14 protein-coding genes and 4 pseudogenes are annotated in these 22,392 nt (G+C 68.0%); 7 read left to right on the plus strand and 11 right to left on the minus strand.

Going from position 1 to position 22,392, the window contains the following annotated elements:
• The first annotated feature begins 1,400 nt into the window (after positions 1-1,400).
• Positions 1,401-2,063 carry a helicase associated domain-containing protein gene (locus tag ABZX90_RS41835; RefSeq protein WP_355213503.1) on the plus strand — a complete coding sequence of 221 codons (663 nt, stop codon included), beginning with the start codon at positions 1,401-1,403 and terminating at the stop codon, positions 2,061-2,063.
• Positions 2,064-2,242: 179 nt separating this feature from the next.
• A complete protein-coding gene (locus ABZX90_RS41840; RefSeq protein ID WP_355213523.1) occupies positions 2,243-2,506 on the plus strand; it encodes a helicase associated domain-containing protein in 264 nt (87 codons plus the stop codon).
• Positions 2,507-4,063: 1,557 nt separating this feature from the next.
• Here the strand turns inward: ABZX90_RS41840 and ABZX90_RS41845 are convergent.
• Positions 4,064-4,159: pseudogene (locus ABZX90_RS41845) on the minus strand (IS5/IS1182 family transposase); the annotation flags it as partial.
• A gap of 490 nt (positions 4,160-4,649) precedes the next feature.
• Here ABZX90_RS41845 and ABZX90_RS41850 point away from each other — a divergent pair.
• A complete protein-coding gene (locus ABZX90_RS41850) occupies positions 4,650-6,788 on the plus strand; it encodes a P-loop NTPase fold protein (RefSeq protein WP_355213504.1) in 2,139 nt (712 codons plus the stop codon).
• Positions 6,789-6,833: 45 nt separating this feature from the next.
• A complete protein-coding gene (locus tag ABZX90_RS41855; RefSeq protein ID WP_355213505.1) occupies positions 6,834-7,442 on the plus strand; it encodes a hypothetical protein in 609 nt (202 codons plus the stop codon).
• Positions 7,443-8,003: 561 nt separating this feature from the next.
• Here the strand turns inward: ABZX90_RS41855 and ABZX90_RS41860 are convergent.
• The 3 genes from ABZX90_RS41860 to ABZX90_RS41870 are packed head-to-tail and all read right to left on the minus strand — an operon-like array spanning position 8,004 to position 11,259.
• Positions 8,004-9,746: a hypothetical protein gene (locus tag ABZX90_RS41860; RefSeq protein WP_355213506.1), complete on the minus strand. Its 1,743-nt coding sequence runs from the start codon at positions 9,744-9,746 to the stop codon at positions 8,004-8,006.
• Positions 9,747-9,802: 56 nt separating this feature from the next.
• On the minus strand, positions 9,803-10,171 hold the full coding sequence (locus tag ABZX90_RS41865) for a helix-turn-helix transcriptional regulator (protein ID WP_355213507.1): 369 nt from the start codon (positions 10,169-10,171) through the stop codon (positions 9,803-9,805).
• Positions 10,171-11,259, minus strand: coding sequence for a tyrosine-type recombinase/integrase (locus ABZX90_RS41870; protein WP_355213508.1), 1,089 nt, complete (start codon positions 11,257-11,259; stop codon positions 10,171-10,173). The genes ABZX90_RS41865 and ABZX90_RS41870 overlap by 1 nt, the downstream gene beginning before the upstream one ends.
• A 176-nt stretch (positions 11,260-11,435) precedes the next feature.
• Here ABZX90_RS41870 and ABZX90_RS41875 point away from each other — a divergent pair, with 176 nt between their 5' ends.
• Both ABZX90_RS41875 and ABZX90_RS41880 read left to right on the plus strand, forming a co-directional pair.
• A complete protein-coding gene (locus ABZX90_RS41875; RefSeq protein ID WP_355213509.1) occupies positions 11,436-11,888 on the plus strand; it encodes a pilus assembly protein TadG-related protein in 453 nt (150 codons plus the stop codon).
• Positions 11,888-15,199 carry a hypothetical protein gene (locus tag ABZX90_RS41880; protein ID WP_355213510.1) on the plus strand — a complete coding sequence of 1,104 codons (3,312 nt, stop codon included), beginning with the start codon at positions 11,888-11,890 and terminating at the stop codon, positions 15,197-15,199. Before ABZX90_RS41875 ends, ABZX90_RS41880 begins: the two co-directional genes overlap by 1 nt.
• A 452-nt stretch (positions 15,200-15,651) precedes the next feature.
• Here ABZX90_RS41880 and ABZX90_RS41885 read toward each other — a convergent pair whose 3' ends face one another.
• Together ABZX90_RS41885 and nrdR are read right to left on the minus strand one after the other, a co-directional pair.
• Complete coding sequence (locus tag ABZX90_RS41885; protein ID WP_355213511.1) at positions 15,652-15,807, minus strand: hypothetical protein; 156 nt, start codon at positions 15,805-15,807, stop codon at positions 15,652-15,654.
• A gap of 191 nt (positions 15,808-15,998) precedes the next feature.
• Positions 15,999-16,415 (minus strand): annotated as a pseudogene (nrdR, locus tag ABZX90_RS41890) (transcriptional regulator NrdR); the annotation flags it as partial.
• A 4-nt stretch (positions 16,416-16,419) separates the two neighbouring features.
• Here nrdR and ABZX90_RS41895 point away from each other — a divergent pair.
• Positions 16,420-16,692, plus strand: a pseudogene (locus ABZX90_RS41895) (S24 family peptidase); the annotation flags it as partial.
• Positions 16,693-17,167: 475 nt separating this feature from the next.
• On the opposite strand, the gene murJ reads toward ABZX90_RS41895, so the two are convergent.
• From murJ to ABZX90_RS41920, 5 genes and pseudogenes are all read right to left on the minus strand, one after another.
• Positions 17,168-18,847 (minus strand): murein biosynthesis integral membrane protein MurJ, encoded by a 1,680-nt coding sequence (murJ, locus tag ABZX90_RS41900; protein WP_355213512.1) that lies wholly within the window; start codon positions 18,845-18,847, stop codon positions 17,168-17,170.
• A 192-nt stretch (positions 18,848-19,039) separates the two neighbouring features.
• Positions 19,040-19,597, minus strand: a complete 558-nt coding sequence (locus ABZX90_RS41905; protein WP_355213513.1) for a hypothetical protein — start codon at positions 19,595-19,597, stop codon at positions 19,040-19,042.
• A gap of 163 nt (positions 19,598-19,760) precedes the next feature.
• Positions 19,761-20,027 (minus strand): annotated as a pseudogene (locus ABZX90_RS41910) (integrase core domain-containing protein); the annotation flags it as partial.
• Positions 20,028-20,416: 389 nt separating this feature from the next.
• Positions 20,417-20,950, minus strand: a complete 534-nt coding sequence (locus ABZX90_RS41915) for a hypothetical protein (RefSeq protein ID WP_351130679.1) — start codon at positions 20,948-20,950, stop codon at positions 20,417-20,419.
• A gap of 754 nt (positions 20,951-21,704) precedes the next feature.
• The gene (locus ABZX90_RS41920; RefSeq protein WP_351130676.1) at positions 21,705-22,304 is read right to left on the minus strand and encodes a hypothetical protein; all 600 of its coding nucleotides are present in this window, start codon (positions 22,302-22,304) and stop codon (positions 21,705-21,707) included.
• Positions 22,305-22,392 lie beyond the last annotated feature (88 nt).

Raw genomic sequence — 22,392 nt, forward strand, 5'->3', positions numbered from 1 at the left:
CGCTCTGCCTCCGGCAGCCGAATACTCGCTGCGCTCGTTTCGCGCGTCCCCGCGCGAAAAGCATTCCGCCTCCGGCGGCGGTTTATGAATTCGCCCTCCGGGCGGAATTTATAAACCTGCGTGCCTCCGGCACGAATTGACGGTGAATCAGGAATTCTCCGAATTCCCTGGAAGGGAAGGAGAGTTGAGAGCGGATTCCGTGGAGGACTGAAGTCCACAGAATCCGGGAAGGGTTGAGCCCTCCGGGCCCAACCCGACCGGACCGGCACGGGAGTGAGGGACCGTCAGAGCGTGCGTGAGGAGCTGTGGGCACCCTCCGGGCACCCACACCCCCGACGGCCCCTCACGGGCCGTCAGCACGGCGCCAGCCGCCACGCCCCCCACTCCCCCGCCGCACCGCGCCCGACACCGACCGCCCCCCTTCCCTTCACCGGCCGGAGGAGCAGCAGCAGGGGGGATGTCAGACCCCCAACCAGGCCCACGTGTTGCCGACACCCAGCGGCATCCCTGCCGCACCAGCGCTCACCATGCAGCCCACATCTGGGAAGCCGAGGAAGGCACCCCGCGACTGGTGGCGAGCCTGGAGAAGGACTCTCCCGTATTTGGGCCCGTCGCCTACAAGCTCAGGCTCGGATGCGAAGCAGCGGGGGCTGGTGGCGCCCTATCAGGTGCTGTGTCTCGACATATCCGCGACCCCGACCTCTACGCCGCCCTAACCCGTGAGGACACCGGTCCGCAGCCTTGCGCGGGACCCGACTGGCCACGGTCCAGGCCGGGTTGATGCGCGCAGTAGTCGAGGAGCAGTTCCGGCGTGTGCTGGCGTTTCACAGCCAGGTGGGTGAGGCGGAGGCGATGACGGCCGGAGTGCCGGCCCCCGCGGCCCGCCTCGCCGAGGACAACCCCGCACCTTCCCTCCTGCAGAACGGGGGTAGGCGGACTGCCTGTATGGCCGAGCACGCTCCCCTCCACCGCCGCCAAGTGCTGGAGGAATTCGCATCCGATTTTCCCGGAGGACCAGAATTCGAGAGACGAGATGTTCAGGCTACGTTGAATGCGTTGAGTTCTGTTCACGTTAGTGGGGAAGTGGTCGACACGGCCGAGTGTGATTCTGTGCTTTTCGCGAATACGCACGGGCCCATGATCGATATTGTGCAGAAAGTCGGACAGGCGCTGCGCATGCAGCCCGGGACGGGGAAGCTGGCGACACTGATCGTCCCGGTATTCCTCGGACCGGACGAGAATCCGAACGAAATACTGACCTCGAACTCGCTCAGCCCTCACGAAGGTCCTCGGAGCGCTGCGGGCACACGATACGGAGACGATCGAGGCACTCACCGATCCCCGCATCCGCAACAGCCGTCTCGGACTCGAACAAAATGATGGAGAGGGCGAGTTCGAGAGTGAAGGTGAGAACGGCAAACAGGAGCGGGGCCCTTGCACGGGTCAGTTCAACTGCGGCCCGTGCGCTCCGCTTCAGTCAGGAGCGAGATCCGTTTACGCTGACACCGTTCATCCAGCTGCGGATCATCGACCCCGAGGCCGCGCACTGGCGTCGCAGCGTCGAGACCGCAACGCGATGGCTGCGCGAGACCGGCAGCGTCGAGCCGCGGGTACCGTATGTGTTCGTGGCCCCGGAGGAGTGGGGGGTCGGCGGGTATCCGCTGGGTCGGTGGTTGGCGGATGTCCGGCGCTCCTACGCGGCCGGCACGCTGGAGGCCAAGCGCGTTGTGGAGCTCGAGGCGCTTGCGATGGTGTGGTCGGCGTGGGATACCGCCTGGGCTGACGGTCTCGCCGTCGCGCAGGACTACGCCGCGGTCCACGGGCACCTGGTCCCGCCTGTCACCGCGGTCTGGGGCGGGGATGGGGTGGCTCTTGGGGTACGGCTGAAGAACCAGCGCGCAGCAACCCGCAAGACCGTGAGAACGCCGAACGGCGCGCGTACGGAGAGACCGCAGTATCTGCGGCCGGAGAGCTACCAGAGAGCCGTCTGGAAGCGTTGGACGCGATCGACCCGGCCTGGTGCACCGCCTGGGACATCGACTGACAACGCGGCTTCCATCTGACGCTCACGCACCTGCGTGCCGGCGGGGCACTGCCCGCACGGGCAGGCGAAGTCCTCGTCCAGGGCGAAGACCTCGGCGCCTGGACCACGGCGCCTGGACCACGGCGCAGCGGACCGGTTGGGACAAAGCTGGCGCCGGCGCAGCAGTGGCTCCTCGACAGCGTCCTCGGCCTCGAGCCAATCACACCGCAGGAAGCGGCGGCACAGCCAGCACGACGGACGCAGGCCCACCGGTGGGCCACCCATCTCGCCGCCACCCGCCAGTTCCATGCCCGTGAAGGTCATCTCCGCGTGGGAGAAGGCACGTGGAAGAGATGGCGGGCGACGACGGAGAGTTTCGTCGGCCTCCGGCTTGGCGGGTGGCTCGACAACACACGCAGGAGGGCCGACAAACTCACCCCAGAACGCCGGACCGAACTCGATGCGCTCGGCATGCGCTGGTAGTCCCGCCGCCATCCTGACGTGGAGACGCCAGCGGGCTCGGAGTGGCGTGTCTGTAGGCAGCCGGTCGTTTCACTGGAGATCGCGCAGTCGGGCCTCGAACCGGAAGTGCGAGTGCTGAGGACCTGGTTTCCGCTGCCCCTGGGGTTGGGTTCTCAGCCGTAGCCCGGTTCCTGCAATGCTCTGGCAGGGATCGGGCTACCTGGTGGTGCGTCTTTTGCTGACGGTCGCGGACCGTGCTTCGGCACAAGAACGCGCATCGGCCGGACTCGTGAGTCCGGCCGATGCGTTCCTGTGTATTCGCGGAGTTCCTACCGGACGGGCGGAAACGCGATAACTGCCGCCCATGCGCTGGCGGCAGCACCGAACATCTCGGTGCTGCCCGGCAGTCCATGGATGAAGAGATAGGTCGCAACGGCGAATGAGAAACTTTCGCGAGCCCACCCTCCAGGAACAGTTCGACCAGGCCGGGAAGCAGCTGCTGCTCGTCGTAGGGATGGAGCTGCTCCACGGCCGTACCCGTCCGGCCGGGCGGTAGGAGCGGCGTACTTCGCCGGCCAGACAAGGCGCAGCCGTCAACGGGCGGTTCGCGATGCCCTTCGAAGGGCATCGGAACGAGGCCGCGAGATCCTGCTGCGTTCAACCCCCGGGTCCTGGGGGTGCCCGTCCATATCACCGTGCCGCGGGTGAAGGGGGTGGGTGCCGTCCCGGGCGTCGGCTTACGCCGAGGCTTGCGGCACTCGATCATCGACCAGGTCACCCACTGAAGCGAGGTAACCACCAGGTTCGCGTAGCGATGGCCTGCCTCGGACGCCCCCCAGCCCGGCCGATCCTCTGGAGATACCATCAGCTCTCTTTGCGATCATCTAGGGGAAACCGTGCGTCGACGTCGAGTATCCATATGTGCCGCTCTGGGAACTCTTGCCCTGGTCACAGCCTGCTCGGACTCACAAGCCTCCCCCACCTCCACCGCACAGCCATTGACTTCGGCCACCACGCAGTCATCAACTCCGGCCACCACGCAGTCATTGACTACGGCCACCGCGCTCGACCAAGCCGATGAGCGCCTCCACGAACTGTTGCTCAAGGTGACCACGGCCGCACGGAAGTCAGGACCGCCCCCGATCAGCGCCGTGCATCCCGCAGTGGAGACCGCTCCTGACTGCCAGGATCCGGGCACCGCGAGACACACGGTAACCATGTCGCTCCTTCAGGGGGCCGGGTCTGCGGACGTTGGCCCGGATGTCCGAGCCGATCTCCAGAAGCAGGGCTGGACCATGGGCGGATGGCGCATCCATGACAAAAGAAGGCGCTACACATCTCCGGGCAAGTTCGGGGGATTCACCATCTTCGTCTCCTACGTGAAGGGCTCCGGCGAGACGAACGTGCTCGCGAACACTCCGTGCCTGAAGGGCTCGCCACTCACGAAGTCCTCAATGTTCCCCGAACCTGGCAGCACCGAACCCCAGTAAGCTCCCAGCGGTGCGCAGGACGACAAGGAAGGCGGACTGCGGCTAAGGGCTGGCTAGCTCGTGCCCGCACGCACCTCGTGCAGCAGCCGGCGATGCGGTGCCGGATCCTGCGGCCCCGGAGCCATCTCCTCAGGTGGTCGTAGTCGTAGCCCTTGTCGGCGTGGAGCTTGGCAGGACCTCTGCGGCGGGCCCTCGGCGGGAGCAGATGGGCGGGATCCCGCGCACAAGGGGCTTCAGGTAGGAGTCGGCTCGGGCTTGTCGGCACGGACGGACATAATTCGGCTGTGGATCTGAGACCGGAGTTGTTGCCCCCGCCCGTGAGTCGGCAGCGGCTGGACGAGGTGTGCGCCGAGGTGGAGCGGTAGGCGCGGCGGCCTCCGCGACGCCTTGGCGCCCCTGCCGGCGCCGACCGCTCGCCCGCCGACACCGCCCCGATTCGCCGTTCCCCTGACACCCGGCACGACAGCTACCCCCTGGGCATGTGGCTGTTCAGCCAGCGCAACCAGGCCAAACAACGCGCCCGCGCGCCGGACTGCCGCCCTCACCCCACATGACCGAGCTCACGCCCGCACCCACCCCCACCAACAACACCTCCTCACCACAGCCGAACTCGTCGCGGGCTGAACACCGCCAACACCCGTACCCTGCTCCCGTCCTGTCCCGACAATGGGCAGATGGCCGACGCGTACTTCTTCAACGACGAGCCCTTCCTCGACCACGAGGAAGGGCTTGACCTGCTCGGGCACGGGCAGTACGCCCAGCATGTGATCAGCCTGCTGGACCGGGTACGGGCCCAGACCGAAACCGGCGTACTCGCACTGATCGGCCCCTGGGGCTCGGGAAAATCCAGCGTCCTCGGCAAGGTGACACGTCGGCTACGGGAGGCGGACAACGACGAAGACTGGCTGGTCGCGGAACTCAACCCGTGGCTGTACTCCGATCTGGAGTCCCTGACCCTGGCTCTGTTCAGCGAGATCCGCGAGGCCCTCCCCAAGGATGAACGGTGGTCCGACGCAAGGCAGAAGATCGGCGGCTTCGGGCAGGCCATCAGCCCCCTTGGAAAAGTCACCGCTCTCTTCGGCCTGGACTCGGAGGGGCTGATCCACGAAGTCAGCAACCGCATCAGCGGCGACACGAGCGCATCCGCGGCCAAGCACAAAGCCGAGGAAGCCCTGCGCAGAGCGGGCCGCCCGGTCCTGGTCGTCATGGACGACCTGGACCGCCTCACCCCTGAAGAACTCCTCGTCGTCTTCAAGTTGGTGCGCCTGGTAGGCCATCTACCCAACGTGTACTACCTGATCAGCTTCGATGAACGAACCCTTCTGGACGTCCTGCAACGCAGTGAGCTGGTCGGCAACAGCGAGCCCCGTGCACGCGACTTCCTGGAAAAGATCATCCAGGTCCGGCTGGACCTTCCCGCGTTCCGCGAGCGCGACGCCGACACCCTGGTCGACCGCTCCCTCTCCGCAGTCCTCGCCTCGCACAGCCTGGACCTCACACCGGGCGAGCAGCAGCGGCTCTCCGAGGCCTATTACCGACACCTGCAAGCCCGGCTGCGCACGCCGCGCGCCATCAAGCGGTTCTTCGGCCAGGTGGACGCCACCCTCGGCCAGCTCGCCGGCAACGTCGACTTCCTGCTCGTCACCTTCCTGCGCACCAGCGAGCCCCGCGCCTACCAGTTGCTGTGGCAGCACCGAGCCGAACTCACCGGCACCAGCTTCGACCTGCCCTCCCTCCGCGACGAACGGCCAGAACAGCGCATTGACCGCTGGCGCACCAGGCTCCAGGAAGCGGGCGTCGCCAAGCAGCACCTGGACGACGTGATCGGCCTGATGGGCATGCTGTTCGCCCCGCTTCGCCAAGCACTCGGCCATGGCGCCAACTCCCAGGCCATCGCGCTGCGGCGCGGCATCGGCAGTATCGACTACTTCGACCGGTACATGGTCTTCGGCATCCCCGACGACGACCTTCCCGAGAACACTTTCGACGCCGCCCTGCAACAACTGGCCGACGGTGCCCCGGGCGCCGAAGCAGGCGAACTGCTCCTGCGGCTGCGCGACGACACCCAGCGCATCACCCGCCGTATCCAGTACAAACGCGTCGCTGGCACTCCTCTACCGGCCGCCGCGCTTCTGGAAGCAGCAGCCCAGCAGTACGGCCACCTCACCGCCATTGCGCAAGGAGTCTTCGGCCTGTTCACGGCAGACCGCGCCATGGACTTCCTCGCAAAAGACCTCCTGACCGACCTTGCCGAGCCCGACCGGCCAGCCATCCTCAAGACCATGTCCGAGACCCCCGACGGAGCCGTCCTGGCTGCTCGCACCCTCCAACGCGTCACCACCACCCGCGACGACTCCGACAGCCCAGACCACACACAGGCAGCAGCCATCCCCGACTGGATCAGTGAAGCCCGTTCACTGATCAGCCACGAGATCGCACAGCACCTCGCCCTATCCGCAAGCCGGCCCGTCCACGAACTCACCGAGCAGGAGATCACCCTCATCTGGGCATGGCGCCATACCGGACCCGAGGCCGCCCGGACCTGGATCAACCAGCGCCTCGACCAGGAGTGGACCCCGCTCGGCCTCCTGGCCGTTCTCCTCCCGCCCGATCGGGCGCCCTTCCCCCTCATCGACAACGACACCCTGCAAAGCCTCGACGCCCTCATCGGCCTCGAAGCGCTGCACAGCCGCCTCGGCCCACTCCTCGACACCCCCGCAGCAGATCCCACCAACCCCGAAGAAGAACACCGGGAACGCATCCTCCAAATACTCCGCCAACACCGCGGCGGCGACACCCCCAGCAGCAGCTGACCACCGCGCGAACCCACGCCGCCAGACAAGACGGAGCATCAGGCCGTGACACACAATCCGTTCACCCTCGCACCCGAGCAGTGGCAGCGCCTCGCCTCCGCCCGCCAGGCCTACACCGACACCGTCAGCCCGCACTACGACGAGACGCTGCAACACGTCACCGAACGCGCATGCGACAGCGGAGACATCGGCAAAGCCGACATCGGAGCACTGCTGATGTGGAAACGGCTCAGAGCCGACACGCCCTGGGCCGCCAAACTCATGGCCCTCCCGGACACCGACGTACGCCGCGCAACCGCCACAGCCACGGCCGCCGCCCGGGACACCTCCCTCAGCCGCGGCGCAGCCGCACAAGCCGGCCGCGCAGCACTCGCCCCGCTGCCCGGCTTCCGCACCGGAGACGCCCTCGCATCCGCCGTCCTCACAGCAGCCGCACCGGACCGCATGGCCATCTACGACCGCCGAGCCCACAACGGACTGCGCGCCCTCGGCATCACTCTCAGCCACGCACCCGGCCGCTACAGCCGCTACATCGAAACGATCGACCAGCTCCTGGCCGCTGCCCCAGCCCCGATCCGGGGCTGGACCCCACGCCACATGGACACCGCGCTGTACTGGCTCAACCACCCCACCAACACCGCAACCATCACATAGCAACACTCAACGAACCCGACCAGCACCCACGGAAACTGACCACACCTGACCAGCCAGCCCCACCCCTGACAAAATCCCAGCTCAGCACCCCGCCCCAGTCGACGCGTAAGGGACTTCCGGTGGCCCGCCGGGCGCAGCCAAGAACCAAGGGCACAACGGCGGGGCTCGTGCCGCACGATGCCAAATGCGCCGGGGAGGCCGGCCACCCCGGCGCATTTGTGAGCGCATCCGGGTGATGAACGATGCCGCCGCTGCCGTCGTCCTGGCCGGTCTCAGCCGCTGCTCTCGCCGCTCCCCCGCCTCGCGGGCCATCCAGAACACCTGTCCCCCCCGACGTCCGCCGAACGGCTCGCATCTGCCCACCACACCGGAAACGAGGCCGGCACCCGACAGGCGCGGCCGCGCCCCGCATCGCGGCTCAGCACCCGAGCTCCGTAAAGACTTACGGACCTCCAATGGCGGCCGCCTCCAGGCAGGCGCACGCGCAGGATCACGGCGCCGAAGGCATCACCGGGTGCAGCAAGGGCCGGCCCGGCAGCCGCTGCTCTTTATCGCCGCCGCTCACGGGCGGTCCGCTTCCGGTGCCGGCAGCACGGCGGTGGCCGGGGCCGCGGGGTATGCCTGCGGTGCGGGAGCCGGAATGTTGGGCTGCCTGGTCCGCAGGTCGGGGTGTTCAAGGGTGGTGGTGTAGCGCTGTGCGGCGCGGGTGCTGAGGCCGAACAGCTCCATGAGGTGCTTGGCGTCGCCGCCGCCTGCGTGGGCTTCGTTCAGGAGGCGGTCGTCGCGCAGCTTGCGGGGAGTGAGGTCGCGTCCGAGGCGCTGGTTGACCCAGCGGTTGCCGACGTGTGCGGTGGTGTGGGCGTTGCGGAAGTGGATGAAGAGGTAGGGGTTTTGGGTGGTGGGCCAGTGACGTCGGCGGTGCTCGAGGTAGGCGGCAACGCGGTCCAGGACCGGTTCGGCCAGCAGTACGCGGCGGCCGTCGAGGGTGAGGTGGCTGTCGTGGAAGTCGGTGATTTTCAGGTGCTGGACTTGGTGGGCGGTCAGGCCGTGGAAGGCGAGCAGGGCGGTGAGCAGGGCGGTTGCTTCATCGGGCGAGGTGAGGGCGTCCTGGATGTGCTGGAGGGACAGCGGCATCGGGATCTTCGAGGGGGCCGTGCCGGTCGGGATCTGGCCGATGGGGTTGGTGAACACCAGGCGGCTGGTTTTTAGAACGTGGAACAGGGAGCGCAGTCCCTTTCCTGCACAAGCGCGGGGGGTGCCGGAGGGCGGCAGTGCGGCCAGGACGTCTTGGGGGGTGATCTCGCGCAGTGAGGTCTTGCCCTCGGCGGCCCACTGGGTGAGGGCGGGCAGCGCCCAGTACAGGTGGAGTCTGATCGTGGTGTCGGTGCGGGGCCGGCGGCGGGGGCGGGTGGTTCTTCCTTCGCGCATGATGCGCAGCCAGGCGCGGATCTCGATGGTCATGGCGGGCGGGAGGTGGGTGATGCGCTGTTCGGTCCAGGCGATGGCGGCGGGGATCCGGTCGTCCTGGAGCAGGCCGGCGTCCTCGAGGACGCCGGTGACGAGCGCGACGGGCAGTCTGGCCTCAGCCAGGACGCTGACGTCGGTGGCGGCGATCCCTGCGCCGGGCACGGTCTGGAAGCCGAGCAGGATGTTCACGCCGGTCCGCACCCGCCAGACGGTGTCGCGGCTCCACCCGTGCCGGGCGGCACGCTGACAGGTGAACTGATCAGTCCACGCGGCCAGTTCGGGATCGGCACGCCCAGCGAGTCCTTTGTATCCGCGGGACCGGACAGTGCGGGTGACCTCCAGCAGGGCAGGCTGGACGAAGGGCACCGGACGTGGAGGCTGCGGCACGATCGGGCGGCGCCGGGCGGGGGCGAGGATGGACGGGCCGCGGCCGCGGCTGGAGAACAGGTCGGCCAGGAAGAGCTGCTGACCGGTGCGGCAGACCTGTTCCCAGTCGGTGCGCCGGTTGGTGGCGGGTACCTGGGAGGTCTGTTTGCGGCACAGCCGGCAGATCTCATCGGGATCCAGGACCGAGTGATGCCGACAGGCCCGGCAGGCGGCCGCCGCGCTGTGTTTGCGGCACCAGGAGGCGCAGCCCTTGCACAGCCAGCCACGGTTACGGGTGGCGCCCCAGGCCAGACAGTTGCGGCAGGAGTCCGGGGGCGGGACCGCCGCGGGATGGCAGCGCTCGCACAGGCCGGAGGTGTAGTAGAGGCTGCGCGATCCGCAGCGCAGACACGGCGGCGAGGTGACCGGGCCGCCGGGCCAGCAGGGAAAACAGAACTCCACCTGCGCCATCGCCCGCAACCGGACCCCACACGCCGTGCACAAGGCCCTGCGCCCACGCGCCCCGCTCACGCTGGCGGCACCGAACGACAGACCACAGCGCCGACAGACCGGCCGGACGCAGGAACAAACGCCCGACCAGGCGCCGTACCGGCAGCCGAATCCCGGGCCGCAGCGGACAGGAAAGCCTGCCCAGGCGGCTGCGCGACAGCCGAGACCGAGGACGGTTCCCGGACCAGCAGATCCGACGGCTCGCAGGCCAGCACCGTACACAGCACGCCGAGGTCATCAAGACGGATCGTGACCGGCGTGCCCGTCCACAGCCCCGACACCTTGCCCGCACTCACCATCAGGCCCGCCCCGGCCAGACGCCGGCGCAGCTCCGCCGCACTCACAATCCCGCGCCGGACCGCGGTGGCCCGCAGGTTCCAGCGCATCACCGGACCGCTCCGGAAAGGCGCGCCGTCAAGCGGGCATTGGCCTGCACCCACGCCCGCTCGATGCGCTCGTCACGGACATGGATGTAGCGGGTCGTGGTGGCCAGCCACTCATGGCCCAGCAGTTCCTGGATCGCTTTCAGATCCAGACCCCGCTCGTAGAGCGAGGACGCGCAGAAGTGCCGCAGCACGTGCGGGGTCAGCCGGCCCGTCCAGCCGGGCAGCCACCGCTCCACCGCGGCAGCCAGAGCGGTCCGCAGGGTGTGGGCCCCCACCCGGGCGTGAGCGCCGCCGATGGTGCGGCGCTCGCTGGGAAACAGCGGAGCCTTCGGGCCGACGGTGTCCAGGCCGAACTGCGGGCGGACCTCGGCCAGCCACCACCGCATCAGCACATCCACGTCATCGATCCCCGGCACCAGGCGTGCCCTGGGCCCGCGGCCCTGGCTGCCCTTGCCGTAACGGACATGGAGCTTGCCGAACGCACCCAGATCAGGGCGCCAGTCCCCCACATCCAGCATCACCGACTCGTTGATCCGCAGCCCCGCCCGCCGCCACAGCGACGCCACCACATAGTTCCGGGCCGCCGGCAGAAACTTCCGCGCCCCGGCAAGGTCATGACGCCACCCCTCGAACAAAGCCTCCACCTCACCGCGGGCCGGCGGGACACGCACCGACCCATAGCCGGTGTGGCGGGGCCGGTTGAACTCATCGACCGGCTGCACCACCACCCACCCGGTCCGGTCATAGACCCTCTTCTGGTACCGCTCGAGCAGGAAATCGTAGAACCGGGCGATCGTGTTCGCCCGGTCATACACCGTCGACCGCGCACACCCCCGCCCCCGCAAATACACCAGGAACCGGTCCACCTCCCCACACTGCACCGCCCACAACCGGCAGCCCGCGAACCCCGCGAAAGCCAGCAGCACCGACCGGTCCTCCGCCAACGACCGGTCCGAAATCCCCGCCGCCGCCCCGGCCAGCAAGAACCGGTCCACCAACTCCCCCTCGAACCACTCCTCCCCCACCCCCACCAAACCGCCGTTACGGTCGGACAACGACCGCACCACCCGCAACACCACACCCACCACCCCCGAGTCCCGCCGACGCACCTCCACTCCTGAATACAGGCGAACCGTCAAAAATCCCGACCATCCCCCAAGCAAACCGCCCAGCCGGGCGAACCCCGAAACACCAGCTCACACCCCACAACCCGCCACCCGCACCCACCCCGCAAACCCGACACCTTTCGCACACGGGGGGTCTGATGATCTTCCGGTGTGCGGTAGGTCCCAGCGCGCGCGAGGACCGCGGGGGTGTCACGGTGTTCGTCGCCGTGTGCGTCCTCGCGCTGATCGCCATCATCGGCGTCGCCGTCGATGGCGGGGCGAAGATGGCCGCCACCGAACGCGCCGACTACGTGGCGGGTGAGGCCGCCCGGGCGAGCGGGCAGGCCATCGATCCCGCCCAGGCGGTCACGGGCAAGGCGATCGTCGCCGACCCGCAGGACGCGATGGCCGCCGCGCAGGCTTATCTGCGCTCCGTCGGGGCCACGGGCACCGTCAGCGTGTCCGGTGACGGCAAGAGCGTCACTGTCACCGTGAACGGCTCCAGCGACACGGCCTTCCTGTCGGCCGTCGGGATCGGCTCGCTGCCGGTGACCGGCCACGCCACCGCCACCCTCCTGCACGGCGTCACAGCACCCGACGAAGGAAACTGATGCGCACCCGCACCCTTGGCCGGCTGTTCAAGGCTGGCGTGAGTCTGCTCGTCCTGGCGGCCGCGGTCGGCGGGCTGCCGCTGCTGCTGGCCTGGGCCACCCCGGTCATCTGGGCGTCCAGCCACGACGACCTGGCGCACCTGCTGGACCGGCAGGACACCGGGGCTGTGTTCCTGCTCGTGCTGGTCGCGGTCGGCTGGATCGGGTGGGCGCAGTTCACGTTCTGCGCGCTGCGGGAGCTGGTCGCGCAGCTGCGCGGCCGTCGTTGGCATGCCCCGCGCGGGCTGGGCGCCTCGCAGCGCGCCGCTGCTCTTTTGGTCGGCAGCATCCTGGTCCTGCTGCCGACCAGTTCTGCCCTCGCCTCCGACGCTCAGGCATCTCCGGCCACCACCGCAGCTCGCATCCCCGGTCAGGCATCCCCGAGCTCGCAGGCCTCGCGTGCAGGCCAGGACGCGCATGTCTCTGCCACAGACGCGAGTCCGTCGTACACGGTGCGCGAGACACGGCCGGCGGAAAGCCTGTGGAGCATCGCTGAGCGGGAGTTGGGCGACGGGGAACGGTGGCGGGAGATCGCCGACCTCAACGAGGGACATGCCATGGCCGACGGGCACGTCTTCCGGTCCAACAGCTTCCTGCAGCCGGGCTGGAAGTTGACCATGCCCGAAAGGTCGAGGCTCCAGGGATTGCGGGCGCAGACCGAGGGGCGTGCGTCGGTGGCCGCCGAGAAGGGCGAGCACGTCGTCACGGTCCATTCCGGTGACTCCCTGTCGAAGATTGCCGAGAACGAGGTCGGCGACGGCGGCGCGTGGCCCGCCCTGTTCGAGGCCAACAAGGGCCAGCGGCAACCGGACGGGCTGCCGGCCATCACCGACCCCGACGTGATCTACGCGGGCCAGCACGTCACCGTGCCGGGCGCCCGCCCCGACCCGAACAGCCCGTCCGCGGACCGTCAGGTCAGCGACGGCGCCAGCAGCGAGCCGCCGTCCGCGTCACACACTCCGCCCGACCAGAAGCCCTCCGAGGGCGCCGGCGAGCAGGACGACATGCCAGCGGCGACGCCGAGCCAGAGCCCTGCGCCCAAGTCGTCAGCTCCGAGCACACCGTCGGCCAGCGCAGCCCCGCACGAGTCGGCGGAGCCCGCCGCCCCCGCATCGCAGCCCGCCACCCCTTCTCCTGAGGGCGCCGAGCCCGCCCCGGCCAGCGGCCTGCTGAATCTGCGCACCGTTGTGGGTGCCGGCGCGCTGTTGGCGGCCGCCGTTACTGCGGCCCTCGCGCTGCGCAGGACGCTGCAGCGCCGGCGCCGTGAGCCGGGCGAGACGATCGCCATCACAGCGCAGACCGCGCCCGCCGAGGCGCAGCTCGCGGCGGCCGCCGAACCCTCCGGCGTGGCTCGCCTGGACGTGGTGCTGCGCACGATGGTCCACGCCGCTGAGCGGGACGGTCGGGACGTGCCTGTCCTGCGGGCTGCGCGCCTGGATGCCCGCACCGCCCATGTGCTGCCCGATGACCTCGCGTCCGCACCGCAGGTGCCGTTCGTGGCGGGTGCAGCCGGCTGGTGGCGGCTCGACACCGGCGCCGAGCTCTTGGACGAGGAGAAGGCCCGCACGATTGCGGCGCCGTGCCCGGCCTTGGTCACGGTGGGCAGCACGGAGTCCGGTGATCTCGTCCTGGCCGATCTCGCCCGGCTGCCCGTCGTGTTGCTGGACGGCAATCCTGTGCATATCAGCGAGGTGTGCACGTCGCTGGCGCTGGAGTTGGGCATGAGCCCGTGGGCGCGGGATGTCGAGGTCGTCGCCGTCGGGTTCGGTGAGGACCTCCCACACCTGCTGCCGAATTCCCGGATCGCGCACATGCGCCAGCCCGCGCACGCGCTGCGCGATCTGACCGAGCGGCTGCTGGAGGTCCACCAGATGCCCGAGACCGCCGACCACCCCTACGTGGTGCTGTGTTCGACAGCGCTGGACGACGACACGGCCTGGCAGTTCGCCGACGTCCTCGGAAAGGCCCCGCAGATTCCGGTCACGCTGATCGCCCCGACCGGCACCACCGCCGGCCACTTCCCCGAGGCGGACATCCTCGCCGTCTCCGCGCAGACACCGCAGCGCTTCGACCCGCTGGGCATCGACATCACCGTGCAGCGCCTGGAACACGCCGCCTACCAGCAGATCATCACCGCCCTCGCTGTCTCCGGGCAGCCGCCCCACGAAGCGGAGGGAGTCTGGCAGCACGTTCCCGGCGAGCCCAGCGCCACGGGGCCGGCCAAGCCGAGCCCGCCGGAGGAACTGCCTGGCGACAACAGCACGATTTCCCCACCGGCCGGGGACCGCTCAGGAGCAGCCGGCTCGGACACCGACGATGCTGTGTTCCCTGCCCTGTTGAAGGCCTCAGCCGATCCCGCCGCGCTGTCCCTGCCGCAGGCATCGCCTGCCACCACCGTCGGCATCGAGCCATTGCAGATGGCCGAAGAGGCGAGCACAGGCGAGGCAGACATCAGCGCCGCACAACGAACGCAGGCCCAGGCACCCGCTGATGAGGGCGCTGGTGACGCGAGCGTCTCGCGGGACAGCGGCGGACCGGAGATCCGGGTGTTGGGGCCGGTGGACGTGGATGGTCTTGGCCGCACCGGTCACGGGCCGCGCACCGCTCAGCTCGCTGCACTGCTCTACTTCCGCCCCAACCGCACTGCCGACGTCCTGTGCGCCGACATGGACCCGATCAGTCCGTGGTCGACGTCCACCCTCAACGCCCGTCTCCAGGGTCTGCGCCGAGCTTTGGGCAACGATCCGGACGGCGAGGCGTACGTGCCGCGCCGCCGCAACGGCGACGACCCCTACACGCTCGCCGGCGGCGTGCGCTGCGACTGGACCCGCTTCGTCCAACTCGCCGAACGGGCACTCCCCCAGGGTCCGGCAGGGCTGGCGGACCTAGAGGAAGCACTGTCCCTCGTGCGGGGTCGTCCCTTCGGTACTCGGGCGCCGGCGTGGGCCGAGCCGCATCAGCAGGAGATGACCACCCGGATCATCGACATCGCCCACACGGTCGCCACCCACCGCGCCCAAAAAGGCCTTCACCACGATCTCGGCGCCGCACGCAAAGCCATCGTGACCGGCCTTGACGTCGACGAGACAGCGGAACTGCTCTACCGGGACTGGCTGATCGTCGAATGGACGGCCGGGAACCGGCCCGGCCTGCACACCGCGATCACCCGCATCCAACACGTCACGCAGGCCCTCGACTGCGACCTGGAGCTGGAAACCGAACAGCTCATCCAGGAGCTCCTCACCACCAGCCGCAAGGCCCCCACCCCATGATGACTTCTCAGTGGATCGGCCGCTTTCGACGGCTGGGACAACGAACAGGTGGCAGCCGTCTACGGTGTGAGCAAGCAGTTCGCGCAGATGCAGATGAAGGGGCAGCGCGTGCGGGCCAAACGCGCCGCTCAGAAATACGGTTTCGCGTCCCCCGCCTGACGCGGACGCCCCCCGAGAACCAGTCGGCGGTCGAGCACCGCACCCGACGCCACGAGGGCCACGGCTCCCACGAACTGCGCCGGGAAATCGACGCTCTGCTCGCACAGGTCCACGAGGTATGGCAGTGGAGCGCCGCAGCGGCAGGCGCGTGCATACCTGTCCGATTGTTCCTCCTGGGTCATCGGCCGATGGCTGCAGCCGCTCAGAATCCCCGCGCCACGACGAAGGCGACGGCGCAGAGAGCTCTGCCGGTCCGCTGCTCGCAACACAGCGGCTGACTTTTGTTCGGGCAGTCACAGCTTCAGCAGCAGGGCCAGGGCCATGAAGACGGCCGTGCACACTCCCACCGCCGGGATGAGCGACGGATATGCCACCACGGCCAGTCCGGCCAGCGCCGTACCGATCAGGGCGATGACGAGGCGGTCGTGAGACTGCGGAGTGTTGGGCATGGGTGTCCTCCTATGGGTTGGCCGGAAAACGTGTCCGCTCAGAACAAGCGGCATTCGAGGCAGAACGACATTGCCGAGAGCAAAGGGGATCCGCAGCGCAGACGACCAGCGCTCTACCTCTTTCGAGCCAGAGCGAACCTTCCTCGTGCTCGCGATTGCCGTCGTCCACGGCAGGGCTTCCCGTCCCGGTGCTTGAGTTCCGCGATGGCGGCTTCGAAGTCGTCGAGCGAGTCGAAGGCCCGGTACACGGACGCGAACCTCATGTAGGCCACGAGGTCGAGTTCCTGCAAGGGTCCGAGTATGGCCAGCCCCACGTCATAGGTGGTCAGTTCGGCGCTTCCGGTGGCTCGCACGGCCTCTTCGACCCGCTGGCCGAGCTGGGCGAGCGCGTCCTCGGTGACAGGCCGCCCCTGGCAGGCCTTGCGCACGCCGCTGATGACCTTGATCCGACTCAAGGGCTCGGTCACACCGGAGCGCTTCACCACCATCAGCGAGCACGACTCCACCGTCGTGAAACGACGAGAGCAGTCGGGGCACTGACGGCGCCTGCGGATCGACGTGCCGTCATCGGTCGTACGACTGTCGACGACGCGGCTGTCGGGGTGCCTGTGCCGGGACCCGCACCGCCCGCGCGCGTACGAGGTGCGGGGCTCCGACCAATCGTCGGTGCAGCCCACGGACACGGCGGGCAAGCCGGCCGCGTCCTATGTGCCGCTCGTCGGCCGAATCGCCGCCGGTGGCCCGATCCTCGCCGAGGAATCGGTCGAGGACGTTTTCCCTCTCCCCCGCCAGCTGGTCGGCGACGGAGAGCTGTTCGTCCTGAAGGTCGTCGGTGACTCGATGATCGAGGCCGCCATCTGTGACGGGGACTGGGTGACGGTCCGCCACCAGGCTTTACGGGTGTCTCGGCCTCGGTCGCCGCGCAACGACAGGTGCCGCTCGCCTCGAGCAGCGAAATCCGCACGCAAAGGAGAACGACCTCTACCGGTCTGGTCGGGTTGCGTGATCAGTCGCTGTTGTTGTTCACGGTCACGTTGTGGCTCAGGTGGGGGCGCAGGACGAGGCCGCGCAGGCCTGCGATGGAGGCGATGCCCCAGCCGATGACGGTGAGTCCGGCGGCAACCTGTCGCGCGGGGCCGGTTGTTCCTTACTGGTGAAGAGACGGTTTTCTGACGCTGCGCTATTTCCCCGGCATGGCCTGAGCGGGATGGTCGACGACTGTGTGCGCAATCGACCGAGCGGCTGATGTCGGATTCCGGATTTCAAGGCTCTGATGGAAATCACGCGTTGAGGGCCCAGGGCGAGTGGTGGTGCTTCGCCCTGGGCCCTCGTTGTCCCCCTCATGTCTGTGGTGCTGGGATCACCCCAGCCCTGGCAAGCTGCGCAGCTCCCCGATTCGCAGAAGTCGCGCAAAGAGAACAAACAGCAGGGCCATCGCGATGCCGCCTGCAGCCAGGGAGGCTGCAGGCGTCCAGGAGACTGATGCCAGGTTGTGACTGCAGAAGCGGGCGATGAGCCAGCCAGCAGCCCCGGCGCCGGTGGCTGCCGCGGTCAACTTGGTGTAGGTGCGGCAGATGCGTCGGCCGTCGAGCAGGCCCTCGGTGCGCTTCCTCAGTCGTAGACCCGTCATCAGCAGTCCGATGGCGTAGGACAGGGCATAGGCGGCGGCCATCCCGGTGACCGCCCACCGGGGGGACAGCAGCAGGTGACAGACCACGGCCAGAGCAATGTTGATGCCACTGATCCACAGCGCCATGCGGAACGGCGTGCGGGTGTCTTCGAAGGCGTAGAAGCCGCGCAGCAAGAGGTACTGGGCGGAGAAGGGGATCAGTCCCAGGCCGAAGGCTTGCAGCATGTGGCCTAGAGGGACGGTGTCTGAGGCGTCGGTGGCTCCGTGGGCGAACAGCAGTTGTGCGATCTGCGGGCCGAAGGCGACGAAGAAGAACGCTGCCGGGACGATGATGACGCCGCTGACCCGGAGCGCGCGGGACAGGTCGGCGCGCAGGCCGTCGAGGCGATGCTCGGTCACTGCCCGGCTCATGCGCGGGAGGATTGCGGTGACGAGGGAGACGGTGACGATCGACTGGGGGAGCATCCATATCTGCTGGGCGTAGCTGTAGGCGGTGTAGCCGACGCCGTCGTCGGGCAGGGCGCCGTCCGCGGCGGAAGCCAAGCGGGTGACCACCGTGCTCGCCACGAGGTTGGCCAGTACGAACAACAAGGTCCAGCGGGCCGCGTTCACGCTCTTGCGTAGGCCGGAGCCCCGCCAGTCAAAGCGCGGTCGCAGTCGGAAGCCGGCCGCGTGGGCGTACGGAATCAGGGCCAGTGCCTGGAGGGCCAGAGCCAAGGTGGTACCGATGCCAAGCAGTCTGACCTGGGTATCGGTGATGTCTGAGACCTTCTCCGGGGCGGTCATCATGCCGAGGTAGAGGCCGAACATCGTGATCAGGACCACGTTGTTGAGGACCGGGGTCCACATCATCGCCCCGAACCGGTTCCGGGCGTTGAGGATCTGTCCAAAGATGCTGAACACGCCGTAGAAGAAGATCTGCGGGAGCAGGAAGCGGGCGAAGACCACGGTCAGCTCGAACGCGTCGTGTGTGGCGGGGGTGTCGTGCTGGTAGATGCTGATGATCTCGGGGGCAGCCCATGTAGCCAGTGCGGCGCCGACACCGAGGACGCAGAGCACGAGGGTGACCAGGCGCTGTTCGAACGCGGCCCCGCCATCGGGGTCTTCTGCCCGGGCCCGGACCAGTTGCGGGACCAGGACGGAGTTCAGCGCGCCGCCGATCAACAGGAAGTACAAGCTGGTGGGCACAGTGTTGGCCTGGTTGTAGGTGGTGGCCAGCAGTCCGGTGCCCAAGGCGGCGGCCTGCAGCACCTGCCGGATCAGTCCGGTGGCCCGGGAGACCAGCGTTCCGGCGGCCATCAGCGCGGATGACCGTAGTACTCCGCCGGCCTTGGCCTGCTTGGGGGCAGCATGCTTCCTGCGTCTCGTGCTTGACGGCTCTAACTGCGCGGACGATGTCTCCTCGATCATGGGCATAATCTACGGTTCACGACGCTGGCGCTGGAGCTCACGGGCGAGGTGCTGATCAGGGCCGGGGCGGAATGGCCCGTCTGGTGTCTTGCTGGAGTAGAACCGCGGTCCGCAGGCGGCAATCCCGGTGACGACGGTGCAGCCGTCGGCGAGAGCGGCGTGCTCGTGAAGAGATGGTGTTCTGATCGCGCGTTATTCGGTAGCTCGGAGGGCCGCGAGGTAGCCGGCCCAACTGTCCTGGGCGAGCGCCGCCCACTGAGTCGCGGTGTTCCGGTGGACGCCGAAGAGGTCGCTGATGATGATCGGCGGTAGCTCGCCGGCCATGCCGAACAAGGCCGTGTTGCAGGCGGCGATGGTCGGCAGGCCGTGCTTCATGAGTTGTCCCGACAGCGCCTCTGGGCTGCGAGGACGACTGGCCGGGTTGCCGGGTAGCAGGAGTTCGGGATGCTCACTGGTGGCAAGCGGTCCCAGGGCCGCGCGCGACCGGCCAGTGGTGATCTGCTGTTTGATGAGACGCGCCAGCGTCGGCGGCAGGAGTACGGGGTTCTTGTCGAAGGTGAAGCAGGCGCCGTGCTCGTCCTGGTGGAAGCCGTCGGTCGTCAGGTGGACGATGCGGATGAGGGGCAGGCCGTAGAGCCGGATGAAGGCACCAACGATCCGAAATTCCAGAGGCAGCGAGGCGTCCGTCAGGCATCGACGAAGTTGGTCCTCGTGTTCCTCGTCGTCGAGGAAGAGCACCGGCATGGTCATCGGACGCCCGGGATACTCCAGGTTCTGGGTCAGGCCGCGCTTGTTCGTCCACCGGATGAAGGCGGCATTTGCGCGCCGTTGGGAGGTCTTGGCCTGGGTAAGCCAGATGTCGAGGTGGGACTGTGTGAGGGCGGTGTGAACCGTTCCGGGTTTGATCGAGACTCTAAGTTGTGACTGCGACCTGGGGTTTCGTGGTCTCGCGGTAGTAGGTGGTCTCGTATTCGGCGGGCTGGATGTGCCCTATTTCACCGTGCAGTCGGCGGTGGCAATACCAGTCGACCCACTCGGCGGTGGCCAGTTCGACCTCGGAGAGCGTCTTCCAGGGTCACCGAGGCTTGATCAACTCAGTCTTGAACAGCCCGATCGTCGACTCCATCAGGGCATTGTCGTAAGCATCGCCGACTGATCCGATCGATGCGGCGATGCCTGCCCGGTCGAGGTGCTCGGCGAGCGCGAACGATGTGTATTGCCTGAACTCAACCGGTCGTTGCAACACTGTCTGTCAACAAACGTAGCTGCTCGCTCAATGCCTCGCCGGTGCGCCTCGACAAAGGACCGAGCCCGGCGGCTCAAGCACTCAGGAGCCTGAAAGTGCAGCGACGCGCGTAAGTCCGCCATCACGACTACGTCCTGTCGCGGGAAGAGGACGGCACCGCAGGGGCGATGAATCCGAAAGCATTGGCCATGGAATAGAGCCTGGCGATCGGCTTCGCACCCATGGCCGGGCACCCTCTTGCATCGCCGATGGGCCGGTGGCATCCACATCTTCCCAGGCCAGCCGATCCCTCGAAACGAGCCGCACCCATCCGTGACTGTCCGTCAACAGTGAATGCGGAGACGGACGATCATGATGTCGGGTGCCAGGTCGTCCAGGTATGTGTTGGCGAAGTCCGGAAAATTCGTCCCGGACTGGGGAACGACCGTGACATAGATCCATGCTCCGTCCAGGGTGAGCAGGTGATCCGTGGGGACTGCCCACTCGGGCTGCCTCTGCCGGTACGGAGTCTGGCTGGCGCGATAGGGGTCAAGGCTTGCGGCCAACTGCGCCGCGCGGGTGCGCATGCCCTGGAAGTCGAGCAGACCGCGCGGGCCTCCGTCGCACTGCCCCCGTGTCCAGTGATGGGGCTCCCCAGAGGCGTCCCGCGGCGCTCGGACGAGACGGAGGTCGGCTTCGTGGCCGGGGAGCACGTCGAACTCCTCACCCGGCCGGCCAAGCCTCCACTGGTCCCATTCACCTTGGTAGGGCTCGTGGTCACCGTTCATGTCGAAGGGGGCCATAGCCGCCTCGATCGCGGCATGCAGGTCCTGGTGGGCGTCCGGCGGCAGACAGACTGTGATCATCTCGTTCGCCATGAGACCCCCTCCTACGCTCAGTGGTACTGCATGCTGGCACGAGAAGGATCAGCCTGGCGCCCCAGTTTTCCCACCTGCGCCTCGAAGTGGAGTTCCCCGTCCCGGACAGCCGAAGAGAAAAGGTGTGGCCGTGAAGGGCGGTCGCCTACGCGGCGAAAGGCTCCATGAGGCTTCGAGCAGTTCGATGCCGCCGTGTTCAGCTACTTCCGTCCGCTGGACAGTCCCGCAGTCGTTCGGCACCGCCCCGAGGAGAGAGTTCCACTGGAAGTCGTCGGCTACGTCGTCTCGCGCAGCGAGCTGGAGTTGGAGCACGCGCACTCCAGCGGTGTGCCTGCGGGTGGGTCACAGGTCTTGTGGTGAGAAATCCGCACCGCGGCGTGGACAGCGGGTCGGGCTCAAAAGAGTGGCCCGGCCGAGTAGAAGAAAGCGAACTGCTCATCTGTGCGCTGCGGTCGCACCACCCGCTCGACGATCCCAAGGCGGCCTACCACCTGTATTCGTGGGAGTACGCACGCACCTCTGAGGCGCTGGCCCTGCGGCCCGTGGCTGACTGGTAGCTCGTGCATGCAACACCGGCCGGTGTCGGCAACAGTGCTGCGCGGAATGCGGCGCAGCACAGGCAGGGGGATGCGTGAACGCCGGCAATCGTTGCGGGCGCGTCAGATGGCTGCCACGTCACTTGCTGTCAGGCGTGGTCGGCTTCGGTTGGGGCAGCCGTGCGAGGCTGCCCCAACCGAAGGCCCGCAGGAGCAGGTTAGGAATAGTCGCCGTGTCCGGCCCGGCGCAGGATGTCGCGTTCCCGGCCGGTCTGGGTGTCGAGTGAGTCCTCGTGGTCGATGACGATGGTGTCGCCGGCCGGTCGGGCTCGTACCTGGGCTCCGTAGGCGTCGGTCGCTTTCACCAGGAGGGCGTCCTGGTGGGCGGCGGGCCAGCTTTGGATCAGGTAGGACTCCACGACGTCGTCCGTGGTCTGGTCAACAACCGTGTCCCTTCCGAGCGCGTGGACGCGTAGCCGGTACGGGCCCGGGCCTCGGGATGCCAGAGAGGGGAGATCGGCGGGGTCGTCCGTCATGAGTGTGACCAGCACCGCCCCGGAGGGGGAATGGCATGGCATCTCAGCGACCTCTTCCCAGCCCGCAACGGGGCCGGGCTGCTGGGAGTACAACTCGACCGTGACACGGACGTTGCCGGTATGCACCCCGGTTGCCACCTCGATGACGCCGCCGACAGCGGATACGAGCCCGTTCCGGGTTGCGTCGAGGTCGTCGGCCACGGGCCCTTGCGGGTCCGTGATCTGAAAGAGGTGGTACTCAGCGCGGACCAGGGCTGTCGCTCGGGCTGGCTCATCGTCCACGGGGTCTTGTCTTCCGGTCTCGTCCGCCTGGGGTCTACCTGATCCATACCAGGAACCGGTCTCCGTCGAGGACGCGGCTGTAGGTGTA

Source organism: Streptomyces sp. NPDC002935 (assembly GCF_040611295.1).
Taxonomy (GTDB): domain Bacteria; phylum Actinomycetota; class Actinomycetes; order Streptomycetales; family Streptomycetaceae; genus Streptomyces.

Excerpts from the sequence above, each read along its gene's own strand:
- ABZX90_RS41905 (WP_355213513.1), bottom strand. The coding sequence starts at position 19,597 with ATGACCATGCCGGTGCTCTTCCTCGACGACGAGGAACACGAGGACCAA.
- ABZX90_RS41865 (WP_355213507.1), bottom strand. The coding sequence starts at position 10,171 with ATGCGCTGGAACCTGCGGGCCACCGCGGTCCGGCGCGGGATTGTGAGT.
- ABZX90_RS41860 (WP_355213506.1), bottom strand. The coding sequence starts at position 9,746 with ATGGCGCAGGTGGAGTTCTGTTTTCCCTGCTGGCCCGGCGGCCCGGTC.
- ABZX90_RS41850 (WP_355213504.1), top strand. The coding sequence starts at position 4,650 with ATGGCCGACGCGTACTTCTTCAACGACGAGCCCTTCCTCGACCACGAG.
- ABZX90_RS41915 (WP_351130679.1), bottom strand. The coding sequence starts at position 20,950 with ATGGCGAACGAGATGATCACAGTCTGTCTGCCGCCGGACGCCCACCAG.
- ABZX90_RS41880 (WP_355213510.1), top strand. The coding sequence starts at position 11,888 with ATGCGCACCCGCACCCTTGGCCGGCTGTTCAAGGCTGGCGTGAGTCTG.
- ABZX90_RS41885 (WP_355213511.1), bottom strand. The coding sequence starts at position 15,807 with ATGCCCAACACTCCGCAGTCTCACGACCGCCTCGTCATCGCCCTGATC.
- murJ (WP_355213512.1), bottom strand. The coding sequence starts at position 18,847 with ATGATCGAGGAGACATCGTCCGCGCAGTTAGAGCCGTCAAGCACGAGA.
- ABZX90_RS41875 (WP_355213509.1), top strand. The coding sequence starts at position 11,436 with ATGATCTTCCGGTGTGCGGTAGGTCCCAGCGCGCGCGAGGACCGCGGG.